At 59.5% G+C, this 19,732-nt stretch carries 19 protein-coding genes; 8 read left to right on the forward strand and 11 right to left on the reverse strand.

The annotated features are described in order from the left end of the window. Window positions 1-42 precede the first annotated feature (42 nt). Entirely contained in the window at window positions 43-828 is a 786-nt protein-coding gene (locus tag ACI94_RS00425; protein ID WP_286680958.1) for a helix-turn-helix domain-containing protein, read from the reverse strand. Window positions 829-985: 157 nt separating this feature from the next. On the opposite strand from ACI94_RS00425, the gene ACI94_RS00430 reads away from it, so the two are divergent. Next, complete coding sequence (locus tag ACI94_RS00430) at window positions 986-1,225, forward strand: MTH865 family protein (protein WP_066958448.1); 240 nt, start codon at window positions 986-988, stop codon at window positions 1,223-1,225. Between the two features lie 83 nt (window positions 1,226-1,308). Here ACI94_RS00430 and ACI94_RS00435 read toward each other — a convergent pair whose 3' ends face one another. Beyond that, window positions 1,309-1,833 (reverse strand): SRPBCC domain-containing protein, encoded by a 525-nt coding sequence (locus ACI94_RS00435; RefSeq protein ID WP_286680959.1) that lies wholly within the window; start codon window positions 1,831-1,833, stop codon window positions 1,309-1,311. A gap of 653 nt (window positions 1,834-2,486) precedes the next feature. After that, window positions 2,487-3,446 carry a nucleoside recognition protein gene (locus ACI94_RS00440; protein WP_066958453.1) on the reverse strand — a complete coding sequence of 320 codons (960 nt, stop codon included), beginning with the start codon at window positions 3,444-3,446 and terminating at the stop codon, window positions 2,487-2,489. Window positions 3,447-3,849: 403 nt separating this feature from the next. Between ACI94_RS00440 and ACI94_RS11020 the strand changes: the two genes are divergently transcribed. From ACI94_RS11020 to ACI94_RS00450, 3 genes are all read left to right on the forward strand, one after another. After that, window positions 3,850-3,978, forward strand: coding sequence for a symporter small accessory protein (locus ACI94_RS11020; protein ID WP_330219247.1), 129 nt, complete (start codon window positions 3,850-3,852; stop codon window positions 3,976-3,978). Then, the gene (locus ACI94_RS00445; protein ID WP_066958455.1) at window positions 3,968-5,545 is read left to right on the forward strand and encodes a sodium:solute symporter; all 1,578 of its coding nucleotides are present in this window, start codon (window positions 3,968-3,970) and stop codon (window positions 5,543-5,545) included. The genes ACI94_RS11020 and ACI94_RS00445 overlap by 11 nt, the downstream gene beginning before the upstream one ends. A gap of 507 nt (window positions 5,546-6,052) precedes the next feature. Then, the gene (locus ACI94_RS00450; RefSeq protein ID WP_161937586.1) at window positions 6,053-7,042 is read left to right on the forward strand and encodes a cation diffusion facilitator family transporter; all 990 of its coding nucleotides are present in this window, start codon (window positions 6,053-6,055) and stop codon (window positions 7,040-7,042) included. A gap of 316 nt (window positions 7,043-7,358) precedes the next feature. Here ACI94_RS00450 and ACI94_RS00455 read toward each other — a convergent pair whose 3' ends face one another. The 7 genes from ACI94_RS00455 to ACI94_RS00485 all read right to left on the reverse strand — a co-directional run bounded on the left by ACI94_RS00455 (window position 7,359) and on the right by ACI94_RS00485 (window position 14,974). Then, window positions 7,359-8,093: a phytochelatin synthase family protein gene (locus ACI94_RS00455; RefSeq protein WP_066958458.1), complete on the reverse strand. Its 735-nt coding sequence runs from the start codon at window positions 8,091-8,093 to the stop codon at window positions 7,359-7,361. Then, the gene (locus tag ACI94_RS00460) at window positions 8,090-8,872 is read right to left on the reverse strand and encodes a flavodoxin family protein (RefSeq protein ID WP_286680960.1); all 783 of its coding nucleotides are present in this window, start codon (window positions 8,870-8,872) and stop codon (window positions 8,090-8,092) included. The genes ACI94_RS00455 and ACI94_RS00460 overlap by 4 nt, the downstream gene beginning before the upstream one ends. 302 nt (window positions 8,873-9,174) lie before the next feature. Further along, window positions 9,175-9,861, reverse strand: coding sequence for a hypothetical protein (locus ACI94_RS00465; protein WP_066958461.1), 687 nt, complete (start codon window positions 9,859-9,861; stop codon window positions 9,175-9,177). 657 nt (window positions 9,862-10,518) lie between these two features. Continuing rightward, entirely contained in the window at window positions 10,519-11,139 is a 621-nt protein-coding gene (locus ACI94_RS00470; RefSeq protein ID WP_066958463.1) for a transcriptional regulator, read from the reverse strand. Continuing rightward, complete coding sequence (alaS, locus tag ACI94_RS00475; protein WP_066958465.1) at window positions 11,129-13,876, reverse strand: alanine--tRNA ligase; 2,748 nt, start codon at window positions 13,874-13,876, stop codon at window positions 11,129-11,131. Before alaS ends, ACI94_RS00470 begins: the two co-directional genes overlap by 11 nt. A 61-nt stretch (window positions 13,877-13,937) precedes the next feature. Further along, on the reverse strand, window positions 13,938-14,255 hold the full coding sequence (locus ACI94_RS00480; RefSeq protein WP_286680961.1) for an SWIM zinc finger family protein: 318 nt from the start codon (window positions 14,253-14,255) through the stop codon (window positions 13,938-13,940). Continuing rightward, window positions 14,252-14,974 (reverse strand): Nif3-like dinuclear metal center hexameric protein, encoded by a 723-nt coding sequence (locus tag ACI94_RS00485; protein WP_224732811.1) that lies wholly within the window; start codon window positions 14,972-14,974, stop codon window positions 14,252-14,254. Before ACI94_RS00485 ends, ACI94_RS00480 begins: the two co-directional genes overlap by 4 nt. A gap of 240 nt (window positions 14,975-15,214) precedes the next feature. Between ACI94_RS00485 and ACI94_RS00490 the strand changes: the two genes are divergently transcribed. The 4 genes from ACI94_RS00490 (at window position 15,215) to ACI94_RS00505 (ending at window position 19,262) form a co-directional block, all read left to right on the forward strand. Continuing rightward, window positions 15,215-16,513: a PEGA domain-containing protein gene (locus tag ACI94_RS00490; RefSeq protein ID WP_066958468.1), complete on the forward strand. Its 1,299-nt coding sequence runs from the start codon at window positions 15,215-15,217 to the stop codon at window positions 16,511-16,513. Window positions 16,514-16,645: 132 nt separating this feature from the next. Beyond that, the gene (locus tag ACI94_RS00495; RefSeq protein ID WP_066958470.1) at window positions 16,646-18,154 is read left to right on the forward strand and encodes a homocysteine biosynthesis protein; all 1,509 of its coding nucleotides are present in this window, start codon (window positions 16,646-16,648) and stop codon (window positions 18,152-18,154) included. Next, complete coding sequence (locus ACI94_RS00500) at window positions 18,151-18,549, forward strand: 4Fe-4S binding protein (protein ID WP_066958471.1); 399 nt, start codon at window positions 18,151-18,153, stop codon at window positions 18,547-18,549. The genes ACI94_RS00495 and ACI94_RS00500 overlap by 4 nt, the downstream gene beginning before the upstream one ends. Beyond that, the gene (locus ACI94_RS00505; protein ID WP_066958474.1) at window positions 18,546-19,262 is read left to right on the forward strand and encodes a UPF0280 family protein; all 717 of its coding nucleotides are present in this window, start codon (window positions 18,546-18,548) and stop codon (window positions 19,260-19,262) included. Before ACI94_RS00500 ends, ACI94_RS00505 begins: the two co-directional genes overlap by 4 nt. Here ACI94_RS00505 and ACI94_RS00510 read toward each other — a convergent pair. Next, window positions 19,251-19,649: a hypothetical protein gene (locus ACI94_RS00510; protein WP_066958476.1), complete on the reverse strand. Its 399-nt coding sequence runs from the start codon at window positions 19,647-19,649 to the stop codon at window positions 19,251-19,253. The two genes, ACI94_RS00505 and ACI94_RS00510, sit on opposite strands and share 12 nt — an antisense overlap. Between the last annotated feature and the right edge of the window lie 83 nt (window positions 19,650-19,732).

Below are 19,732 nucleotides of genomic sequence, written 5' to 3' on the forward strand. Positions count from 1 at the left end.
CCGGCGGTACGTCGATCGTATCGAGGGAATAGGGCCGGGGCGCTACGGTCCCAGGGCGGCGTAGAGGGTGCCGATGCCCGTGAGGGCCTTATAGCCCTTATCGGTGATGATATAGTCCCCCCGCTCATGCCGTTGCAGGATCAGTCCCGCGTCCTGGAGTTTCTTGAGATGGAAGAGCAGGTTCCCTCCCCGGAGATCGGTCAGGTTCGAGAGGGACGAGAACGTCTGCGACTCTGCGGCAAGCGCCTGCACGATCCGGAACCGGTGCCGGTTTGCGAGCGGCTCGAGGATCTCCCGAACCAGGACCTCGCCCGGAAGGTCCGCGATGGACGAAGAAGTCTCCTTGTTCTCCCGGTAGACCCCGAGCGTTCGCATCAGATCGAGCTGTTTCTCAAAGAGTCGGTTCGTCTCGGCAAAGCAGGTAGCGCAGGACTCCAGTTTCCCGGCTTTACGCATCGTCGCGAGCCGGTCACGGTAGGACCGGACGACCTCCTCGCTCACCTCACCGTCCCGGATATGCTCCGCGGAGGCCTTGAGGAACTCATAGAATACGGCGTAGCACCGCTCCCTCATCGGGCAGTCCCGGATCATCCGCTCCTGGAGCCTCTGGCCGGCATCGGAGAGGTTCTGCCCGATGAAGAGATCCGCGTACTCCCTGCGGAGTCCGCTGAGGGCCGCATCAACGTTCTGCCGGCTCGCATGCTCGATAAACCGCCTGATTTCGCTCCTGAGGCCGGCAAGTTCGGATCGAACCTCCTGGATCTCCTTCCCATAGAACTGCTCATCCTCGTCGGACCCCTTATGGTCATGGGACTGTAGCGTGGGCATCAGGTATAGTTTAGTGACGGGCATATATATTATACTAACTGTCTAACAGGATGAACGGTGAGACGATACCTGCGCGGCTCGGCTGCAAAGTGTATAGCAACGACTGCTCGCCGGCAAAGGCCGCCCGGGATACCACCAGGATGACGGAGGAAAAAGTATGAGTGTTAAGGAAGAGATCCATGCGCAGATCGTCGGCGCCCTCGCCGGCGCGAAGTTCCCGATTAAGACACCCGAGGATCTCCTTGCCGCGTTCCCCGCAGGAGCGGCGACCAGATGCAAGGCCGGCGACGTGGAGATGACCGCCGGGGAAGCGGGCACCCTCTTAAAGCCGGAGGACTTCCCCTTCCTGACCCCCGAAGAGGTGGCCGAGACCATCCTCTCCCGGGCAGGGATGTAACCCTCTTTTTGCAGATCTCGGACCGGGCGGTTCGGACCGCCTGGCTTCCGGGGCTCTCAAACCGCTCCGGGCGGCACGCACTTTCAGGCGCCGGTCTTTCGCATCGAGAGTTCCTTCAGGACTACTCCGAGTTTGTCAAGGGACTCGTTCCACCCGGCCTCGGCAGCATCGAGCGTCTCGCTAGCCGGAATCCCGGCCATCCGAAGGGTCACCGTCGTTTCGCCTCCATGCTCCTCGAACGTCACCGTCACGAGCACCTCACGCGGCCAGTCCCCGCTCATCCCGTATGTCGAGGCCGGGACCACGTTGCCTTCGGCGTCCGCAAACGAGTCGGTGAAGACGAGCCGTTCACCCGCGACAATCTCGCGGTAGACGCCCGTGCTCCAGAAGTCCCGGCCGTCGGGCAAGCGCATACCAAACAGGTACCTGCCCCCCTCGCGGAGGTCGACCCTGAAGACCAGCGCCGTAAAGCTCGCCGGCCCCCACCACCGCGCTATCAATTCCGGATCCGTCCAAGCCCGGAAAACGAGGTCGCGCGGCGCGTCGAACTCCCGCGTGGTGATGATCTCCTGCTTTCCGGGTTCAGTGATAATACTCGTCTCGGCCATAACAACACCTCCGGCTGAGGGCTCTGTGGATTTGGTGGAGCCCGGTTTGGACGGCACCGACCTTGCAGCCCTCCTACCGATCCCGGAGGTTCCTCGCTGGGCAACCATCCGGATCAGGACCTCCCCAATATGTCCACTGTACTTAAATGTCACGCCGTCCCGCTCGCGGCCCGTGCATGATGAGTATTTCCAGCGGTTCTGAACGTGCCTGTCCTCCACATACCGACCGTATCTTTTGATTCCCCGGATGGTCTCCCCCATTTCCACGAATACATGCTCCTCGCCGAGCGCAATCTCCAATGGGCGACAGTTACGGGGAAGTTGTGACAGGGCATACAAGTACGCCGGTGATTTGCCCCTTTGCACCCCTGTTGACTGCCATCTGCCTCACCGGGAGAGCATATCCTCGGCCATCACCGGCGGGGTTTTGGCATCGCCACTAGCCTTGGAGGGAAATCCTACCACCAAGGTGGGCCGTGGCATCCAAGGGTTATCTCATCTGCCGCCTCCGATGATTTTGGTGAGGCAGTATCAACTCCGGATCCGCGCATGCCAAAAAGACAAAGGAGTCAACCAAGATCTACGGGTCGCTCCATCCAGCTCCAGACCGGTATCGCGATCGAGGATATGGGTCGTCCATACCACAGGACCGCTCACCAGAACCAGGCCAGCAGGAAGATGGCAACCAGCAGGAGGCCGTCCTGGAGCGCGACCGAAAGAAGCATGATCTCGGTGCCCCGCCGGGGTCCAAAGATTGCAATATAAAAGGACCCGAGCCACCGCAGGTAGGTGACGACGCTGGTCAACAGGTTCGCCACGAGCAGCGTGATGACTATATCCCTGCCGGTCATATCGCCCGCCGCGAGCAGCCCGGACGCAAGGCTTGCCGCGGCGACGTACGACCCGAACTTTGCCGCGATGATCGCGATGCCTTCGGGCGGAATGGGAAAGAGTCTGCTCGCACCCTCGAGGTACGCGGCAACGGTCTCGAAGACGCCCGCTTCAATGAGAAACGCCACGATGACGAGCGTCGGGATCATGATTCCGAGGATACGACGGAGGGTCTTTGCGGTCGGTCCGGCTGCGGCCGAGAGCGCCTCGCGCAGGGACAACGTCTTACCAGAGGGTTTCTCCGGCGGCGCGGATGCCGGAACCCCGGGAAGGAGCATTCGCCCGGCAACCATGACAATCCCGGTCTTGAGGAACCCGATCCCCATCAGGATGCCGAAGTAGATCAACCCGAAGACCCCGAGCAGCGGCACGTAGACCGGGATGAGGTAGCGCCAGTGCATCACGACGGCCGGAAAAGAGTTGATGAGCGCCGCGACGATGAGCTCGCCCCTCCCGATCACCCCCTTATGATGGTAATCGACGAGCATCGCGTCCGCCGCCTGCGACGAGACGAACGCCAGGAGAAAACTCGCCCCGCACTCGCGGGGGAGGTGGGAGAAGGTCGTGACCGGGTAGGCGATCTTTGCAATCCTATCGGTGACCCGCAGGGCAATCAGGACTTCGGCGATCAGGACGCCGATGGCGACGATCGGGACCGTCCGGAGCAGGAGATCGAATGAGAGGGCCAGTGCCGCCGAAACAATCTCTGTCGTGCCGTCCATGATTCACCGCTCTGAAGGCTTCGCGTCCCGTAAGACAACATCTGATACGCCGTATCTGAATATCACCATTCTGGATTGCCAGCGCCACGGTATGCCGTTCCAGCGCTGCACGGGCTTTGCTGTGGAAGGAATAAGGCTGTGATGCGGTCTATCTTCACCCTGGCGTCAACAAAATCGCAGAATTTAAATACAATAGATCTGGATGATTTTTAGGTACTCGATGATTGAAGATCATTTAGAGACCTACGACAGCACTCTTGTGCAGAACTGCACATCAGTGCAGAACTGTGTGACCGTGCACTGCACGTTTACGCAGAACGCATTCTCCTTTAGTTAGGGAACCAGCTCTTTTGCTGCGTTCCCGTGTAATGTAACGGTTTTTCAGTTACCGTTAGGTGATTTGATGTTCGGTATTACTGATCCTGCAATCTGGTCTGGATATCTGCTTGCGCTCGGACTTACGCTCGCATGCATAGTGTACGGCCTGCTGAACTGGAATAAAGGAACGGAGGCGGAACGGGGTGGCAGTTGACACTGGACTCTTCATCGCGGTGACGCTGGTTTACCTCGCCATCATCATCTGTCTCGGTTATCTCGGCTACCGCCAGACGAAAGGCGACGATGACTATATGGTCGCCGGCAGAAAGGCCAATTCTGTCGTTCTTGCCCTCTCCTACGGTGCGACCTTCATCAGCACATCCGCAATCATCGGTTTCGGCGGGGTTGCCGCCCAACTCGGCATGGGGATGATCTGGCTGACCGTCCTCAATATTGGGCTAGGGATCCTCGTCGCGTTCATAGTCTTCGGGAAACAGACCCGCCGTATCGGGAGCAAACTCCGTGCCGTGACCTTCCCCGACCTGATGGGGAAGTGCTATCAGTCGCCGTTCATGCGCTACGCAGCAGGGCTCGTCATCGTCATCGCCATGCCGCTGTATACGGCGGCGATCCTGATCGGAGGAGCACAGTTCATCACGAGCACGTTGCAGATCCCGTACGACACTGCACTCATCGCGTTTGCCGCAGTCGTCGCCCTCTACGTGGTGTTCGGTGGGCTCATTGCCGTCATGTACACCGACGCACTGCAGGGCGGGATCATGCTCGTCGGCATGACCGTCCTCCTCGTGCTCACCTACGTCCACCTCGGGGGCGTCGTCGAGGCGCATACCGCCCTTGCCGCGATGTCGGACCTCGTCCCGGAGGCGCTTGCCGCCGGAGGGATGACCGGGTGGACCTCCATGCCGGTATTCGGGTCGCCGATATGGCTTACCATGGTGACGACGCTCGTTCTCGGCGTGGGCATCGGGGTGCTCGCGCAGCCTCAGCTGGTCGTCCGGTTCATGACCGTCAAAGACGACCGTGCACTGAATCGTGCGGTCCTCGTCGGTGGGCCGTTCATCCTGATGATGACCGGCGTCGCCTTCACGGTCGGTGCGCTGACAAACGTCTACTTCTACCAGACGGAGGGTTTGATCGCTCTCGCGGCGGCACCCAACGGCAACGTCGATACAATCATACCGAACTTCATCAACGCATCGATGCCGGACCTCTTCGTCGTCATCTTCATGCTGGCGCTCCTTGCAGCAGCGATGTCCACGCTCAGCGCCCTCTTCCACGTCATGGGAACATCGCTCGGGTTTGATCTCGCACGGCGCACCGATTCCGGTAGAGCGGCGATGCGACCGATCCAGATTGCGACCGTCGTCATGATCGTCGTGAGCGTCGTCCTTGCCTTCATCCTTCCCGGCAGCATCATCGCCCGGGCGACAGCGATGTTCATGGGCCTCTGTGCATCCGCGTTCCTGCCGGCCTACGCTCACGCTATGTACTGCAGCAGGCCGTCGATCCGTGCAGCAAAGATCAGTCTCGTCGTCGGAACGGTTGCCTGGTTTGTCTGGACCGCCTTCGTCCACGTCAAGGAGTCGGCAGCGCTCGGGATCTCGAATCTCCTCTTCGGGGTTCCGGCAATCCTTTCCGCGCCGTGGCAGGATGTGGACCCGCTCGTCGTCGCCCTTCCCCTCTCGACGGCCGCGCTGCTGGTCGGGTGGGCACTCGACCGCCACGAGGTGACCGCAGAGGAAGCGGCCAAGGCTGCCTGACGGCTCCTAACTCCATTTTTATGGCGCCCGGCTGCAGTTTGCCCCCAGAGTTCCTTTGAGCGGATGTGAGCGGCGGAAGCATGCTTCCACCTCCGGTGTGGTCGTGCATGCCGCGTATGAGCCCCACCTGTCACAGTGCGGCTTCGCATCTGTCCATCCACCGGTTCTTGAGCCGGTTCAGATCCAACACTCAAAACCCGGGGCAAACGCAAAAGGGCGCATTTCTGGTCACCACGAATGTCATACGGCTGAATACAATCCTGTATCTTCAAAACCTGGACGCCAGCACGGTAAAGAAATGAGAAGGTTTGTGCAGTATGTTTATTTTACCCTCTTGTAGTGTGAGGAGACAACAGAGGCTGGCCGATTGGAACCATTCGGGAAAACTCCTGCCTTTTCATGACATATTTCATGAATCGGCGCACGACGCACCGGGTTTTCCCGCACCTTACCGGGTATCCATCACGACGGTTTCAGACAATGGCGGGCCCGGGAGACGTGTGTACTATGCTTGAGGATACAAAGAAAGATCAAACATGTAAGATGCCAGCAGAGGCCCCGACGATGCCGGAAGAACGGATCCGGCGTGTCACATTTGCACTGGTGGTCTCCATGCTCGTCAGCACGCTTCTGGGTGCCGTCGAGGTCGGCCTCTTTGTGGTCACGGGCAACCGTGCACTCCTGACCGACGGGTTTGTCAACATCGTCGGCCTTGTTCCAGGAGTACTCTCCCTGATAAGTGTCCGCCTCGGTCAGCGGCAGGCCGACTGGAAGATGCACTATGGCTACCGGCGCGTGGAGACGCTGATGCTTTTCCTCGTTGCGCTGGCAGTCTGCGGTTTTGCGATCAAACAGGCTGCGGATACGATCCTGTACCCGGCCGAGAACCTCATTCCCGAAATAGGCGCCCTCATCGCCGGGTACGCGATTGCCGCGATCGCCGTTGGACTCCTCCTCGTGCGGTATCTCTGGCGCGTGGGAAAGGAGGTGAACAGCCGTCTCCTGCTCCTGAATGCTGTGCTGCTTCAGGGCGATCTCGCCATATCCGCGATAATCTTCATCGGGGGAGTGCTGCTCATCGTCTCTCCGACCATGACGCTTCTCCAGACCGCCATTACCCTTGTTGTGGTGCTGATCATCTTCGCGTACGGGGCGAAAGAGGCCATCGACGCAGCACAGGAACTGGTCGACGCAAACCCCTCGCTCCAGGCAACCGCGCTCGTCGAGCGGATCGTCGAGGAGAATCCGGACGTTTACTTCATCGCAGAGCAGCGGATCCGGGGGTTCGGGGGCGCCCTCTCGGTCGAGCTGACCATCGAGGTGGACCCCAATGCGACCGTGCAGGAAGCGTATACACTCGCAAAGGAGCTCGAGAACCGGATACGGTCGGAGATGGACAACATCATCGATCTCCGGATCAGGACGCATCCTTCCGGGGCGTTCGTTGAAGCGGAACTGAGCGGCGATACGCCCTTTATGAGCGATATCCGGTCGTGAATGTTCCCGGCGCCGTAACACCGCCCTCTCTCGCGGAGATCCTTCAACCCCCCGATGCCGCAGAGAACCCCGGGCGGTTGTTTATTCGTTATTCTCCGAACAGAAGCAGATCCTTCGTCCTCCCGAGGATCGGCTCCGGCGACCGGCAGCGCAAATGGATGTTTTGCCGGCCCCGTCCCCGATCTGTTCGGTCGGGCGGGTGCTCGACCGCCACGAATTGATCGTAGAGGAACCGGCATCTGCCGCCTGAACGGCCGCTCCCTGCTTTGTTGCAAAAAAGGTTACCGCGAGGGAACCCGCGGTTGCTCTCCCCGCATCACCCTTCGGGCCGGAATGCAGCGGAGATGAATCCTCGCAGCTCCCCCGCATCCGAATCGACGGTGTCCATCGCCAAGAAGAGATCCTCCGTCGAGATCCAGGCAGGAGGATACTTGTACCGGGAGACGTCAAGGACCAGGAACCGGTCCGACTCTCTGTCGTACGCGGCTATCGGTGAGAAATGGCCCCCGCCCACCTGCCCGACAGCCGTCCGGAGGTAATTTACGATGATGAAATCGCCCTTCCGGGCCAGGTTCTCCGAAGCCAGTCTCCTGAACTCATCGACGCTGATCTCGTCGGCGTGGTGGACTGTCACGTTCACGCCGTACTGCTCAAGGACCGCCCCGACCTCACGCAGGAACATGCCGTTCTTTGAGACGGCCTCCGGGTCCGCAACCTCCCTGACGTCAGCCCGTTCAAAGAGATTGTCCTGGGTGAAGTAGCGGTACTCCCCAAACTCCGGCGTCTCGGGTGCGGGGACCCCAAGACCGTTGAGCACCATCACCATGCTCGCCGGACCGCAGTAAGTGAGGTGCTCCTGGGTTACAAAGTGCTCGGCAAGAAGGAAGTAATCCGCGTTTGCCGTGCTCCGAAAGAGCAGGGCCCGGCCCTCCGGAGAATCGAAGGCGATCGGGCCCTGTGGAAGGGGGCTGGGGGTAGCGGCAAGTCCCGCAAGCCAGACGACAATGACGACGCCGAGTATGATCCCGGCGGTCAACCACAACTTCTTCATGTACGTCTCCCCTCCTCCCGAACTTGAGCGCTGACGTTCATCTCCCCGGACGACCCCAGTTTCTTTGCCAGCACGTCCCCAAAACAGGTGCAATCGAGATAGCCGGCTCGCGTCCAGTACTCGAGATCCCCTGCAAGGACGCTGCCGCCGCCGATCGCGATCTTCTGCTTCATGATCTTAAAGACCTCTTCAAGGTACTCGTCGGTGGTGACGACGCGCTCCCCCGTCACGTAGGGGTAGACTTCATCGGCCAGCGCATGGGCGTCCCTCCGTGCTCCGTCGGGATCGTAGAGATGGCCGGGGAGCGACCCGTGAGCCCCGAGCGTTCCGACGGTCTTGACACCAAGCGACGTCATCATCATCCCGAGGTAGTTCTGCACTTCGGGAAGGCCGTTTCCCGCCGTGGTCGCAACGGTCACGCCGGCTTTCCCGGCGAGCCGCATCGTATGGAGCCAGGCCGGGAGGCGGTCGAAGAACGTCTTCATCTGCGCGGAGACATTGATCGTGTATACCGGGGAGCCGAGGACGATGAACGAGGCGTCCTCCATCCGCTCCTTGAGCATCGCCATGTCGTCGTGCTGATCCTGGGGACAGAATCCTTTGCTCATGCACGTCCAGCAGCCCTTGCAGTATCGGATGGTCGTCTCGGCCGGAGTAAATATCTCGTACCGAATCGCATTGTCCTTCTCTGCCAGGCGATCGAGCATCATCTTTGTCAGGGCATAGGTATTGGAACGGTTGCCGTGGGGGCTGCCGACGTATGCAAACACTGTTGGCATGCAGAAAAACTCCAATTGATGAAATTTAATCCATGCGATTCGATCCGGCAGAGATCGGCAGCCGGAGTGATCCGGCTGCCCGGGGGCATCTCCTGTAGAGAGGATATACTCCCCGCCGATCCGCACCTGCCCCCGCCCGCCGAACATGAGTCGCCCGTCTTCGGGGCGGAGCAAGAGGACGATCTTCAGGTTCACCCGGTCCGGCCCCTGCCCGATGACGAGCGTCCGGTACGTCTACGGGGCGGCAGCCTCATCGTTCTTGCGGGAGTGCCTTCGGGCAACCGTCAAAAATGGTAAAGGGGTCAGTTCTTCCTGTTTCCCGAAATCAGCAGCAATCCTGCAATCAGCAACGCACCGCCGGCCAGGACCGGGGAGAGCGGCGACTTCTGGGTGGGGATCGGTGTCGGCGCGGGGTTCAGCGTCGCATACAGATCGACCGTCTCCCCTGCACCGGGGTACCGGTCGATCACGCCGGTATAGGCCGCGTACCCGTCCTTTGTCAGGGTGTATGTCCGGTAGGGGGTCCCGGTTGTGTAGACCTGCACCGAGAGGACACCCTGGCTGATGGTGCCCTTGACCTCGTTGTCGAACATCACCGTTGCGCCGTCGACGTTGGCGTGGACGGTGTACCAGCCGACATCGCCGCCGATCGGGGCAGGGGTCTGGACCGGGTTTAAGGTTGCGTAGAGGTCAAAGACCTCGCCCTTGCCGGGAACTCTGTTGATGTCTCCGTAGTACGTAGCGTATCCATCCATCTCAACGCGGAACTTGCTGTAGGGGGTCCCGGTGGTGTAAACCGGGACGTACAGCACGCCGCCCTGGATCTCGCCCTTGTACTGGTTGTCAAAGTAAACCTGTGCTCCATCGATGTTGCAGTAGACCGCGTACCACCCGTTGTCTCCGCCTAAAGACGGCTGAGCGCTCACGGGAAGAACAAAACAGCAGGCAACAAGTAAAACCATGAAGGTGTGGCGTAGAACGCTCTGCATAAAGCCTCCGCTTCAGTTAAAAGAACACACTGTTTACTTATAAATGCATCTATAATCCATAAGGCCAAACAGGCCTTAAAACATGATTTTATGGAATAAAAAGGAGTTTTATAGTGTTATACTTCCCACGTGCCGGAAGGCCGTAACCCAGCATATATGAGGCCATGCGCTGCAGTCCAGCGTTCCCGGAGATCACGGTATTTATTGGACGTCCGATGGACCAGGGCCTTGGTGGACTGAAATACAGGAAACCCTGAATAGTTCCCGGGAAACCGGCGATCAAAAAGGAAAAGGTCACCCACAACCTGCCCCTCTCTGGGTTGTCAGACGACACACCCTACCTCGAATGCAGGACAAACAGAGGTCGCGAAAGGATGGTGTTCGACGCAAATTGGTTTACAGTCCCATTGTTCAGACCGCTTCCGGACGTTTCAACCAAAATCAGATCAGATAGCCTTATGGTGTCATACCCCCTTCAGGCACATGTGGTGATAGACCATGTCAAAATGTTACAGTTGCGGTGCAGAGATCAATCCTAAGAAGACCCGCTGTCCGAAGTGTGGAGCAAAAGTTGAAGCAGGGAGCGGGAGACCGCAGGAAGCAGCACCTGCCAGGGGGCGGCGGTAAAGACCCCAGCACCCTTTCCCTGGATCTCTTCTATTCAATCTTCTCTTTTTGCGCCCGCGGGGAAGTGCGCCACCAGAAGTACACCTCATATATCAGCAGCGCGAGCAGCACCACGCAGGCCCCGAGGAAGAAGCCCATCACCAGGTCGTGGACCGACGACGCTCCGGCAGCAGCATCAAAAGTTGGTGCCCGGAGTACCGAGAGTTCCTCGCCGCTTCCACTGGCAGCCTTTACATCAGGCGGCACGTCTTGGAACCCCGGCATGATGACCGGGAGAAACGTCGCAAGGCTGAGGCTCGCGAAGATGGCTATCGCAAAGAGCGTCGCGTATTTCTTAAACACCGACCGCAGATCGCTCACCGGCGGGGCGATGATGAGCACCTGGTTTGCAAGGCCATAAACCTTCACCTCGCGCCCTTTCTCGCTCCACCGGGTCTCGGTAACTTCCAGAAGCCCGGCTTCAAGGAGGTTTTCTATGTGGTAGGTAGCGGTGGTGATGGGGATATTCATCCGGCGCGCAACCTCCGACGACGTCAACGGTCCGGCTCCGAAGGCCTGAATGATCGCGTTTGCCGTCTGACTCGCCATTGCCCGGGCGATCTTCTGTGCCCGCTCATCACCCGGCTGGATAATCACAACATCATTGTCCATGGAGTGCTTCTAGAATCTTGGCACGCCCGCGCTCGAGCGCCTCACCGATCCGTGAGACGTCCGATCCGGCACCCTGTGCAAGGGTCGGCTTACCCCCACCCTTTCCGCCGAGGATGCTACAGACCTCCCGAACAAGATCGGCAGCGTTCACAGCCGGTGTGCCCGAGGTCGCAACCACCCTCGCGTTTCCGTCTGCCGATACCAGGAGCGCCACGCCGCCTTCATCGGCGATGGTGGTGGCAAGCGCGACGAGTTCCTTCTGGGCCGCATCCACCTGCTTGATGACGACCCGGACACCGTCCACCGTCTCACCGGCGAGATTCTGCTTCTCAAGGTCCACCACTTTCTTTTGGAGGCGCTCGATCTCCTTCTTCTGCTCTTTCCATTCCCCAAAGAACCGAGCTACCGTCGCCGGCAGGTTCTCGGGCTGGACGCTCACCACATCGGCTGATGCCCAGAGAAGTTCTTCCATGTGCTGCACTGCCTGGACGGCAGCAATACCGGCCGCAAAGACCAGCCGCTCCACACCGTCCTGGATATGCTCAACACCGATGATGCGTATCAGGCCAATCTCGCCGGTTGTCCGGACATGGGTTCCCGCGCACGCCTGCACGTCACTTCCCACCTGCACCGTCCTGATCTCCCGGCCCGGCGGGACACCGCCCTGGTAGAGGCCGAACCCATACTTCTGCTCTGCTTTCGTCCTCTCCTCGATACGGATGTAGACCGGTATATTGGCCATGACCAGGCGGTTTGCCTCTATCTCGATCTTCCTGAGCTCATCAAGCGTGATGTGCTTGAAGTGCCGGATATCCAGGCGTGAGGTCTCGATTCCTTTCTGGGCGCCTGCCTGGTGGACATGAGCCCCGAGCACCTTCTTTGCGGCATAGAGCAGGACATGGGTCGCCGTGTGGTGGCGCATCAGCGACCAGCGGCGTTCCTCGTCCAGCACGCCTTTCACCCGATCACCCCGCTTCAAAGTGCCTCCGGTGACCCGGTGGAGTATCACCTCCCCAATCTTCGTCACCTCTTCCACCCGCACCATCGTCTCGGATGTCACCAGGGTTCCGGTATCGGACGGCTGACCGCCTCCCTCTGGGTAGAAGAGCGTCTGGTCCAGCACCGCCATCCCGTCGAAGAAGTCGAGCACCATTGCCTCGAACTCAATCTCAGTCGGGAGTTCGTAGTAGAGTTTCTTCGTCGGGGGCAGGGCTGCTGCCCGCTCCCGGTAGGGAGCGAGCGGGTCTTCCTCTTCACCCTCCTTCTGCGCCTCCGAGTGCATGTCGGCGATCTTCGAGTAAAAGTCGTCGGGGATCTCCACGACCACGTCCTCGGCGGCAGCGACATCCTTCACCATCTCGGGTGGGATGCCATGCGAGTCGTACAGGGTGATCACCTCTGAGAGGGGAACCGGAGAACTCTTTGCCTTGTAGTTCCGGGCGATCTTCTGGACGATCCGGGTCCCGCGCTCAAGGGTGTTTGCATACCGGGCTTCTTCGTTCTCCACAATCTCGCGGACCACGTCAACGTCCTGACCGAAGTTCTCGACCCCCACGACCTGCATCTGTGCTTCCACGAGGTCAGCAAGTTCTTCCTCCATCGAGAGGTCATTCATCATCCGGAGCGTCCGGCGCAGTACGAGCCGGGCGAGATACCCTTCCCGGACGTTCGAGGGGACGATGCAGTCGCCGAGCATGTAGGCGAGACAGCGTGTGTGGTCGGCGATGGAATAGACCTTCTCAATCGGGGCGACAATCCGCTCCAGCTGCTTCACCGGCACGTTGATCGCCTCAGCAACCTTCTTTCGAAGGTTGTAGAGGTTCGACCCGGAGATATCCATCACGCCGGCAAACCTGGCGCTGAGACCCATGATCTTCGTGAACTCGGGGCTATCAAGGAGGTCTTCAAGGTGAGCCGACCGCATCAAGCGGCTCACCATCTCCGGGAAGACCGCATCGTAGATCGTCGGCGAGCCCTTCGATGCCCAGACAAACCTCTCCAGGCCATATCCGGTATCCACAATCTTGAGCCGCATCGGGTAGTAGGGAACCCCGGCCACCATGACGGGCGGTTGATCGGTCTTCTGCCGTCCGAGGTTCATGAAGACCAGCGTCGCAACCTCGAGACCGCCGATGAGCACCTCAACGGATGCCCCGGCGTTTCCGCCTCCGTACCACGGATGCTCCTTATAACTGACCCGGGCGGGATCGCCGCCGATGGACTTGATGAACTCATCACAGAGGGCAACAGTCTCGTCCTTCCAGTATATCTGCTCTTCCGGGGTATTGAAGGCGTGATGCGCCATCATCTCAAAGAGCGTCAGGTGCCGCCCCGATCTGCCGACAGAGTCAAGGTCGTTTAAGCGGATGCAGGGCTGGGATATGGTCAGCGGGTTTGCCGGCGGGGGGACGACCCCGCTTGTGACAAATGGCTGGAAGTCTGCGATGGACGCGATGGTCAGATAGATGTCATCTCTCCACCGAGCGGCTACGGGATATCGGTCAAGGCGTGTATGGCCGTGCCGCTCAAAGAACGAGAGGAACGCCTCCCGCATCTCATCGACAGTATGGGGTTTGAAGACCGGGTTGCCGATGAAGTTGTACGTCACGCACGGAGCGTCGCCGCAAAACTCCTGTTCAGGGTCCCGGGTCCAGAAGGCCGCCCCGCAGCTCTTGCAGACCTTCCGCTCAAACCCTTGAGATCGGAAATAATCAAGCGTATATTCTTCTTCGAGCATTGAAAATCACGCAGCATAATTTGGTATGATTGAGAGCGATATAGTTGTTTGTGCGAAATCTTCAAACATTCCACGTGTCCTGATACCAGAGATCGTAGAATTCATATAGACCCGTCCGCTCAGCGAGGCGTACCGCAAGGATGTGCCAGCACTCGCGTCCCCGGAAGAGAAAATCGCCGCACGTACAGAAGTCGCCTTCAACAATATACTCATCACCTCTCCCAACTACGACGAAGAAATCGCGATAACGCTTCACTCGACCTTCGTCAACGGCCCCAAGCGCCTTCCTTCCCCGCTCGCCATAGACACGCTCGATGCAGGCACGAAATTCCGGCGTCAGCACCCGGTCCTGCTCGATCTTTTGCCAGATCCCCCTCATGGAACTACCACAACATGGGGCGGATCAGGGATATAATGCCACCCCATGCGGGATGCAAGTGCCTCCATGGCAGGTGCTTCGAGCGCATAGTGAGTGGCCTCAAGACAGGGTATGGGAGACGCACGGGCTACGCTGTGCTTCAGTTCCGCCGAGAGGAAGGCCTCTGCGCCGAGGTCGACGGCCTCCCGGATCAGATCGGGATCAAACCCGCTGCCGCCCACGATCGCCAGGCGGCGGATTCTGTCGATCTCACCGTAAACCCGGATTCCCCCTCCCGGAAGGCGACGGGCGATCTCTTCCGTATCAAGAGAGCAGTCGCCGACAAGCCCGACCGTCATCCGCTCTGTCGCGGAGAGACCGAGTCTTGATGCCAGAACGTCGTTGACGCCGCCTTCGGCACGGTCGAAGTTTGTGTGCATCACATAGAGGTTCATCCGGGAGGCAAGGATGGTCCGGAGCAGGTGCGAGACCGGCCCCCTGACCACCGTGATCGGGTGCCAGAGAGGCGTATGATGGACGACCAGCATATCGGCGCCGGCGCGAGCGGCAACCTCCACCACACGCTGTGTGGCGTCGAGCGCACAGCAGACGGTCCCGATCTCATCCTTCCCCTCGACGACGAGACCAATCTTTCCGGCATCATACTCTTCAGCCAGTTCGGGCGGAGCAACCTGCTCCATCGTGGCGACAAAACTCCGGATATCCATGCAGTACTTCATGTGAATCTCACCTGATAAAAAGGTGGACGAGGGGTGCCGAAGAATGGGGGCTCGATCATGTTTCTGCCCGGAAGGTTTTTCAACGATGGGGATCTTGCACATCCGATAACCTCAGGTGATTTTTAAAGATAAGAATAGCCAATATCGGTGAAAAACAAACCAGATTCCATATGCAAAATAGGAATTTTTATAAGCAAAACTGCCGATAATCGACTATATTTTTGTTAAAGGAGATGGATTATGCTGAGATCCTTTATCATCGGAATGACACTCCTCGTTCTCTGCGCCGGCGTCCCGGCCGTCTCTGCAGGCTTAGGAGGAGATCAAGGATGGTACCGTGTCCACTGCAACATCGACGGTGCCGATGTCTACTTTGACGGACAGTACAAAGGTACCACGTATGGAGGATGGGTCGACATACCGGTCTATACCACCGCATCACCTTACCACACCATCCGGGTCGAGAAGAGCGATTACCAGACCTACTCCGGCAACCTGCCTTCGGGACCCACGGCTGGCGAGACCGTGAATGTCTATGTGACGCTGCAGCCGGCCCAGACCGTCGGTTCGATCTCTGTCTCATCGAACCCCTCCGGTGCGGCCATCTACTTAAACGGGAACTACCGCGGGGTGACTCCGCTCACGATCAAGGACCTCGCTCCCGGGACCTACTCCCTTGAAGCCGAGCGTTCGGGCTACAACTCCGACCACGCCACCGTCACGGTCAGGTCCGGGCAGCAGTCGGAGATACGATTCACCCTGACACCGATCCAGCAGTACGGATCGATCGAGATCACATCCGTCCCCTCCGGTGCCTACGTCTATATGGACGGTGTCTACAAGGGTCGGACACCCCTGACGCTCACGAGTGTCTCGGCAAAGAGCCATATTATCGAACTTGATCGTGCAGGCTACTACGACTGGAAATCGACGGTCACCGTGACCCCCGGGGTCACCCGCTACGTCGACGCCCGACTGACGCCCCTCCCCTCAGAGTCTACCGGGGCTATCGACGTGGTCTCCTACCCGGCAGGGGCGGACGTCTTCCTTGACGATAAGTACCAGGGGAAGACCCCCTCGGCAGGGGTATATACGATCTCGAATGTCGCGGTCGGGTCCCATACCCTGAGAGTCGCTCTCTCCGGATACCAGGACTACATAACAACGGTCTCCGTCAGTGCAGCAACCACGAGCCATGTCACCGCGGCCCTCCAGCCCGGCCAGCCAGGCACGACCGGTTCCATCGCGGTCACCTCATCCCCCTCAGGCGCTGATGTCTACATCGACAACGTGTATAAGGGCATCACCCCTCTGACCGTCGATGGTATTAGCCCCGGCAACCATGCAGTCAGGGTGGCGCTTGCCGGCTACAGCGACTGGTCGACCAACGTCCAGGTTGGCGTCGGAAGCATCGCCTCTGCCTCGGCATCGCTCTCCACCGTCCCGACCCAAACACCCAGTGCAGGCATAGCGCCATTTGCTGTTATCGGGGCACTTGGAATTCTCGGACTCTTTACTGCCCTGCGCAGGCGCAATTAAACCCAACTCTTTTTTCTGAAATACTCGTGGTGTGTTCCGTTCGATCTCTGCTGTAGTATCTGTATACCTGACCGGATATTACCTAAAGTAATAATCAACACCTATAAATATTCTAAAATTGAATATACGTCCATGGAAAAGTCCCTGGACCTCATCAATGCCCGGATACGCGACGGTAGTGCACGGGTCGTTACCGCCGACGAGATGCCGGGTATCGTCGACGAATTGGGAGAGGAAGGAGCACTGGCGGAGGTCGATGTCGTCACGACCGGGACGTTCGGGGCAATGTGCTCCTCCGGCGCCTTCTTCAACTTTGGACACGCCGACCCCCCTATTCGGATGGAACGTATATGGCTCAACGACGTTGAGGCATACGCAGGAATCGCTGCGGTCGACGCCTACCTGGGCGCAACTCAGGAGGCCGAGTCCAAGGACCAGCCGTACGGCGGCGCCCATGTCCTCGAAGAACTCGTTGCCGGGGGTACCGTCGAACTGCGAGCGACCGCCCACGGGACAGACTGTTACCCGCGCCGGAGCATCACGACAGAGTTGCTGCTTGAGGATATGAACCAGGCAATCATGGTCAACCCGCGAAATGCCTACCAGTGCTATAACGCAGCGACGAACACGACGGATCGGACGCTCCACACCTACATGGGAACTCTCCTTCCGCGGTGCGGCAACGTCTCCTACTCCGGTGCAGGAACCCTCTCACCGCTCGCAAACGACCCCACCTTCCGGGTCATCGGGAGCGGCGTCCCGATCTTCCTTGGCGGGGGAGAGGGCATGATCATCGGAGAAGGCACCCAGCACTCGGCGGGCACCGGGTTTGGAACCCTGATGGTGGCCGGGGATATGAAGCAGATGCGCCAGGAGTTCCTGCGTGCAGCGGTGATGAACGGCTACGGAGTAACGATGTATATCGGCGTCGGCGTCCCGATCCCAGTGCTCGATACCGAGATCGTCCGGAGGACAGCGGTACGCGACGAGGATCTCATGACCAGTATCGTCGATTACGGCACGCCCCGGCGAGATCGGCCGGTGCTGGCAAGGGTCAGTTATGCCGACTTAAAGAGCGGATCCGTCGAGATCGGCGGCGAGACGGTCAGGACGTCGTCGCTCTCCAGTTACAGGAAGGCCCTGGAGGTAGCACGGGAACTGAAGGCCTGGATCGAGGCGGGAAAGATGGAGCTTGCTCTTCCCACCCGGCGGATCGACCCGGCGAAACGTGTTAGACCCATGCGGGAGACCGCCGTGACCCCCCGCGTCCGCGACATCATGAACCGGCAGGTGATCAGCGTCACCGAGGATGAGGAGATCCAGGTTGCGGCAAAGCGGCTGCTGAGAGGCGAGACGAACCATCTCCCGGTCCTTGACGGCAACGGCACGCTTGTAGGAATCATCACCACCTACGACATCTCAAAGGCGGTGGTGAGCGACGGGCGGCTGCGACTGGTGAAAGATATCATGACCAGAGAGGTGATCAAGACGAGCCCCGACGAGTCGGTGGATATCGCCGCTCAGAAACTGGAACATAACAACATCAGCGCCCTCCCGGTGGTGGACGCGACGAACCGGGTGGTCGGCATCCTCTCGGCGATCGATCTCGGGAAGCTCTTCGGCGGGAGGCGGCGACGATGAAACTCCTGCTGACGTTCTCCCGAAAGGGAAGAGGCGACCCGGGAAGAGAGCCGGTGATTGCCCGGGTGGTGAAGGAGACCGGGGTCCTCATCAACGTCGAGAAGGCCAACATCGACTCGATGGCAGGCGAGGTGCTGATCGACGTCCCGGATGGCGATGCGGAGAGGGTCCAGCGGCGTCTCGAGGAGCTCGGCGTCTCGGTCCGCGTGATGGAGAATGCCATCGTCCGCGACGAGGAGGAGTGCGTCGACTGTGGGGCATGCATCAGCATCTGCCCTCAGGAAGTCTTCTCATTCGACGAAGAGTGGAAACTCCGCGTGCGTTCTGAACGGTGCGTTCTCTGCGGCAAGTGTATCCAGGCATGCCCGCACGGAGCCCTCTCGCAACAAGGATGATCCGGGAACATTTTGAGTTTCGGCAGACGATCACGACGATCCTTGCGGACGATCCCCGGCATGTTGAGACGGCAAAGGCCGGGATGATGGCCGCCAGACAGGAGATCGAGCGGCAGATCTCCCAGGATCCTTATTTTGCGACAACATTTGAGCCCTACGCCCCGAAGAACCCGGGAAAGACCGTCGGGCGTATGGTCCGGGCCGCAGAGGAGGCCTCTGTCGGGCCGATGGCGGCGGTGGCAGGGGCCATTGCCTGGGCGGGGGTAGAAGCGATGATTGCGGATGACGCGATGTTTGCCCTCATCGACAACGGGGGGGATATCGCCCTCGTAAGCGATCGCGAGGTGAAGGTTGGGATTTATGCAGGGGCATCACCGCTGAGCGGGCAGATTGCGTTCCAGATACCACCCCGGAAAGAGATCCTCGGCATCTGCACCTCGTCGGCGACGGTAGGGCCGTCGATCAGTCTAGGCATCGCCGATGCCGTGACGGTCTTTTCCGACGACGTCGCTGCCGCAGATGCCTGGGCGACGGCGATCTGCAATCAGATTAGACCCGACGATACCTCCATCCTCGATAACCTCTCTACGACCAGTATCACGGGTGTGCTCGCCATCATCGGGGATGCGGTCATCCGCTGGGGAGACCTCCCCCGGATTGTGCGGGCGAGGGTGGACGAACGGCTGATCACCGCCGGTCGATCACCCGTCTAGAGGATCTTCGAGATACCTGACCATCTCGGCGTATGCACCCTTTCCTTCGAACCGTGCGAGCGTCCTCTCACCGTCGGTGATGGCAAGAACCGGGCTCCCATCCACCACGCCGAAGATGACCTCGTAGATATCGATCTCGTCGATGACCAGCCCCCGGAGAAGGTCCGAGGCCGCGTGGAGCTGCAGTCGCTCCATGATCAGGTCGTCCGGCGTCTCCCGGAAGAAGTAGTAGAAGACCTGGTAGGCGTTGAGGAGATTCGAGGATAACAACGCCCCTCGGGTCTCTTCATCAAGCGTATCGAGGTTCTCTGCAAGGAGTTCATCGTCGTCGTCGCTCGCCTCAAAGAGTTTCTCGGCAAGGTCCGCCAGTTCCGCGTAATTGACCATACTCAGTTCTCCCCAGATCGTATGCCGCCCGCCAGATAGGACTGGAATGGCGCGGGCGTCTCATGAGTAACTATATCGGTTTT

Origin of the sequence: Methanoculleus sp. DTU007 (assembly GCF_001512385.1) — an archaeon.
In the GTDB taxonomy this organism is placed as follows: Archaea; Halobacteriota; Methanomicrobia; order Methanomicrobiales; family Methanoculleaceae; genus Methanoculleus; species Methanoculleus thermophilus.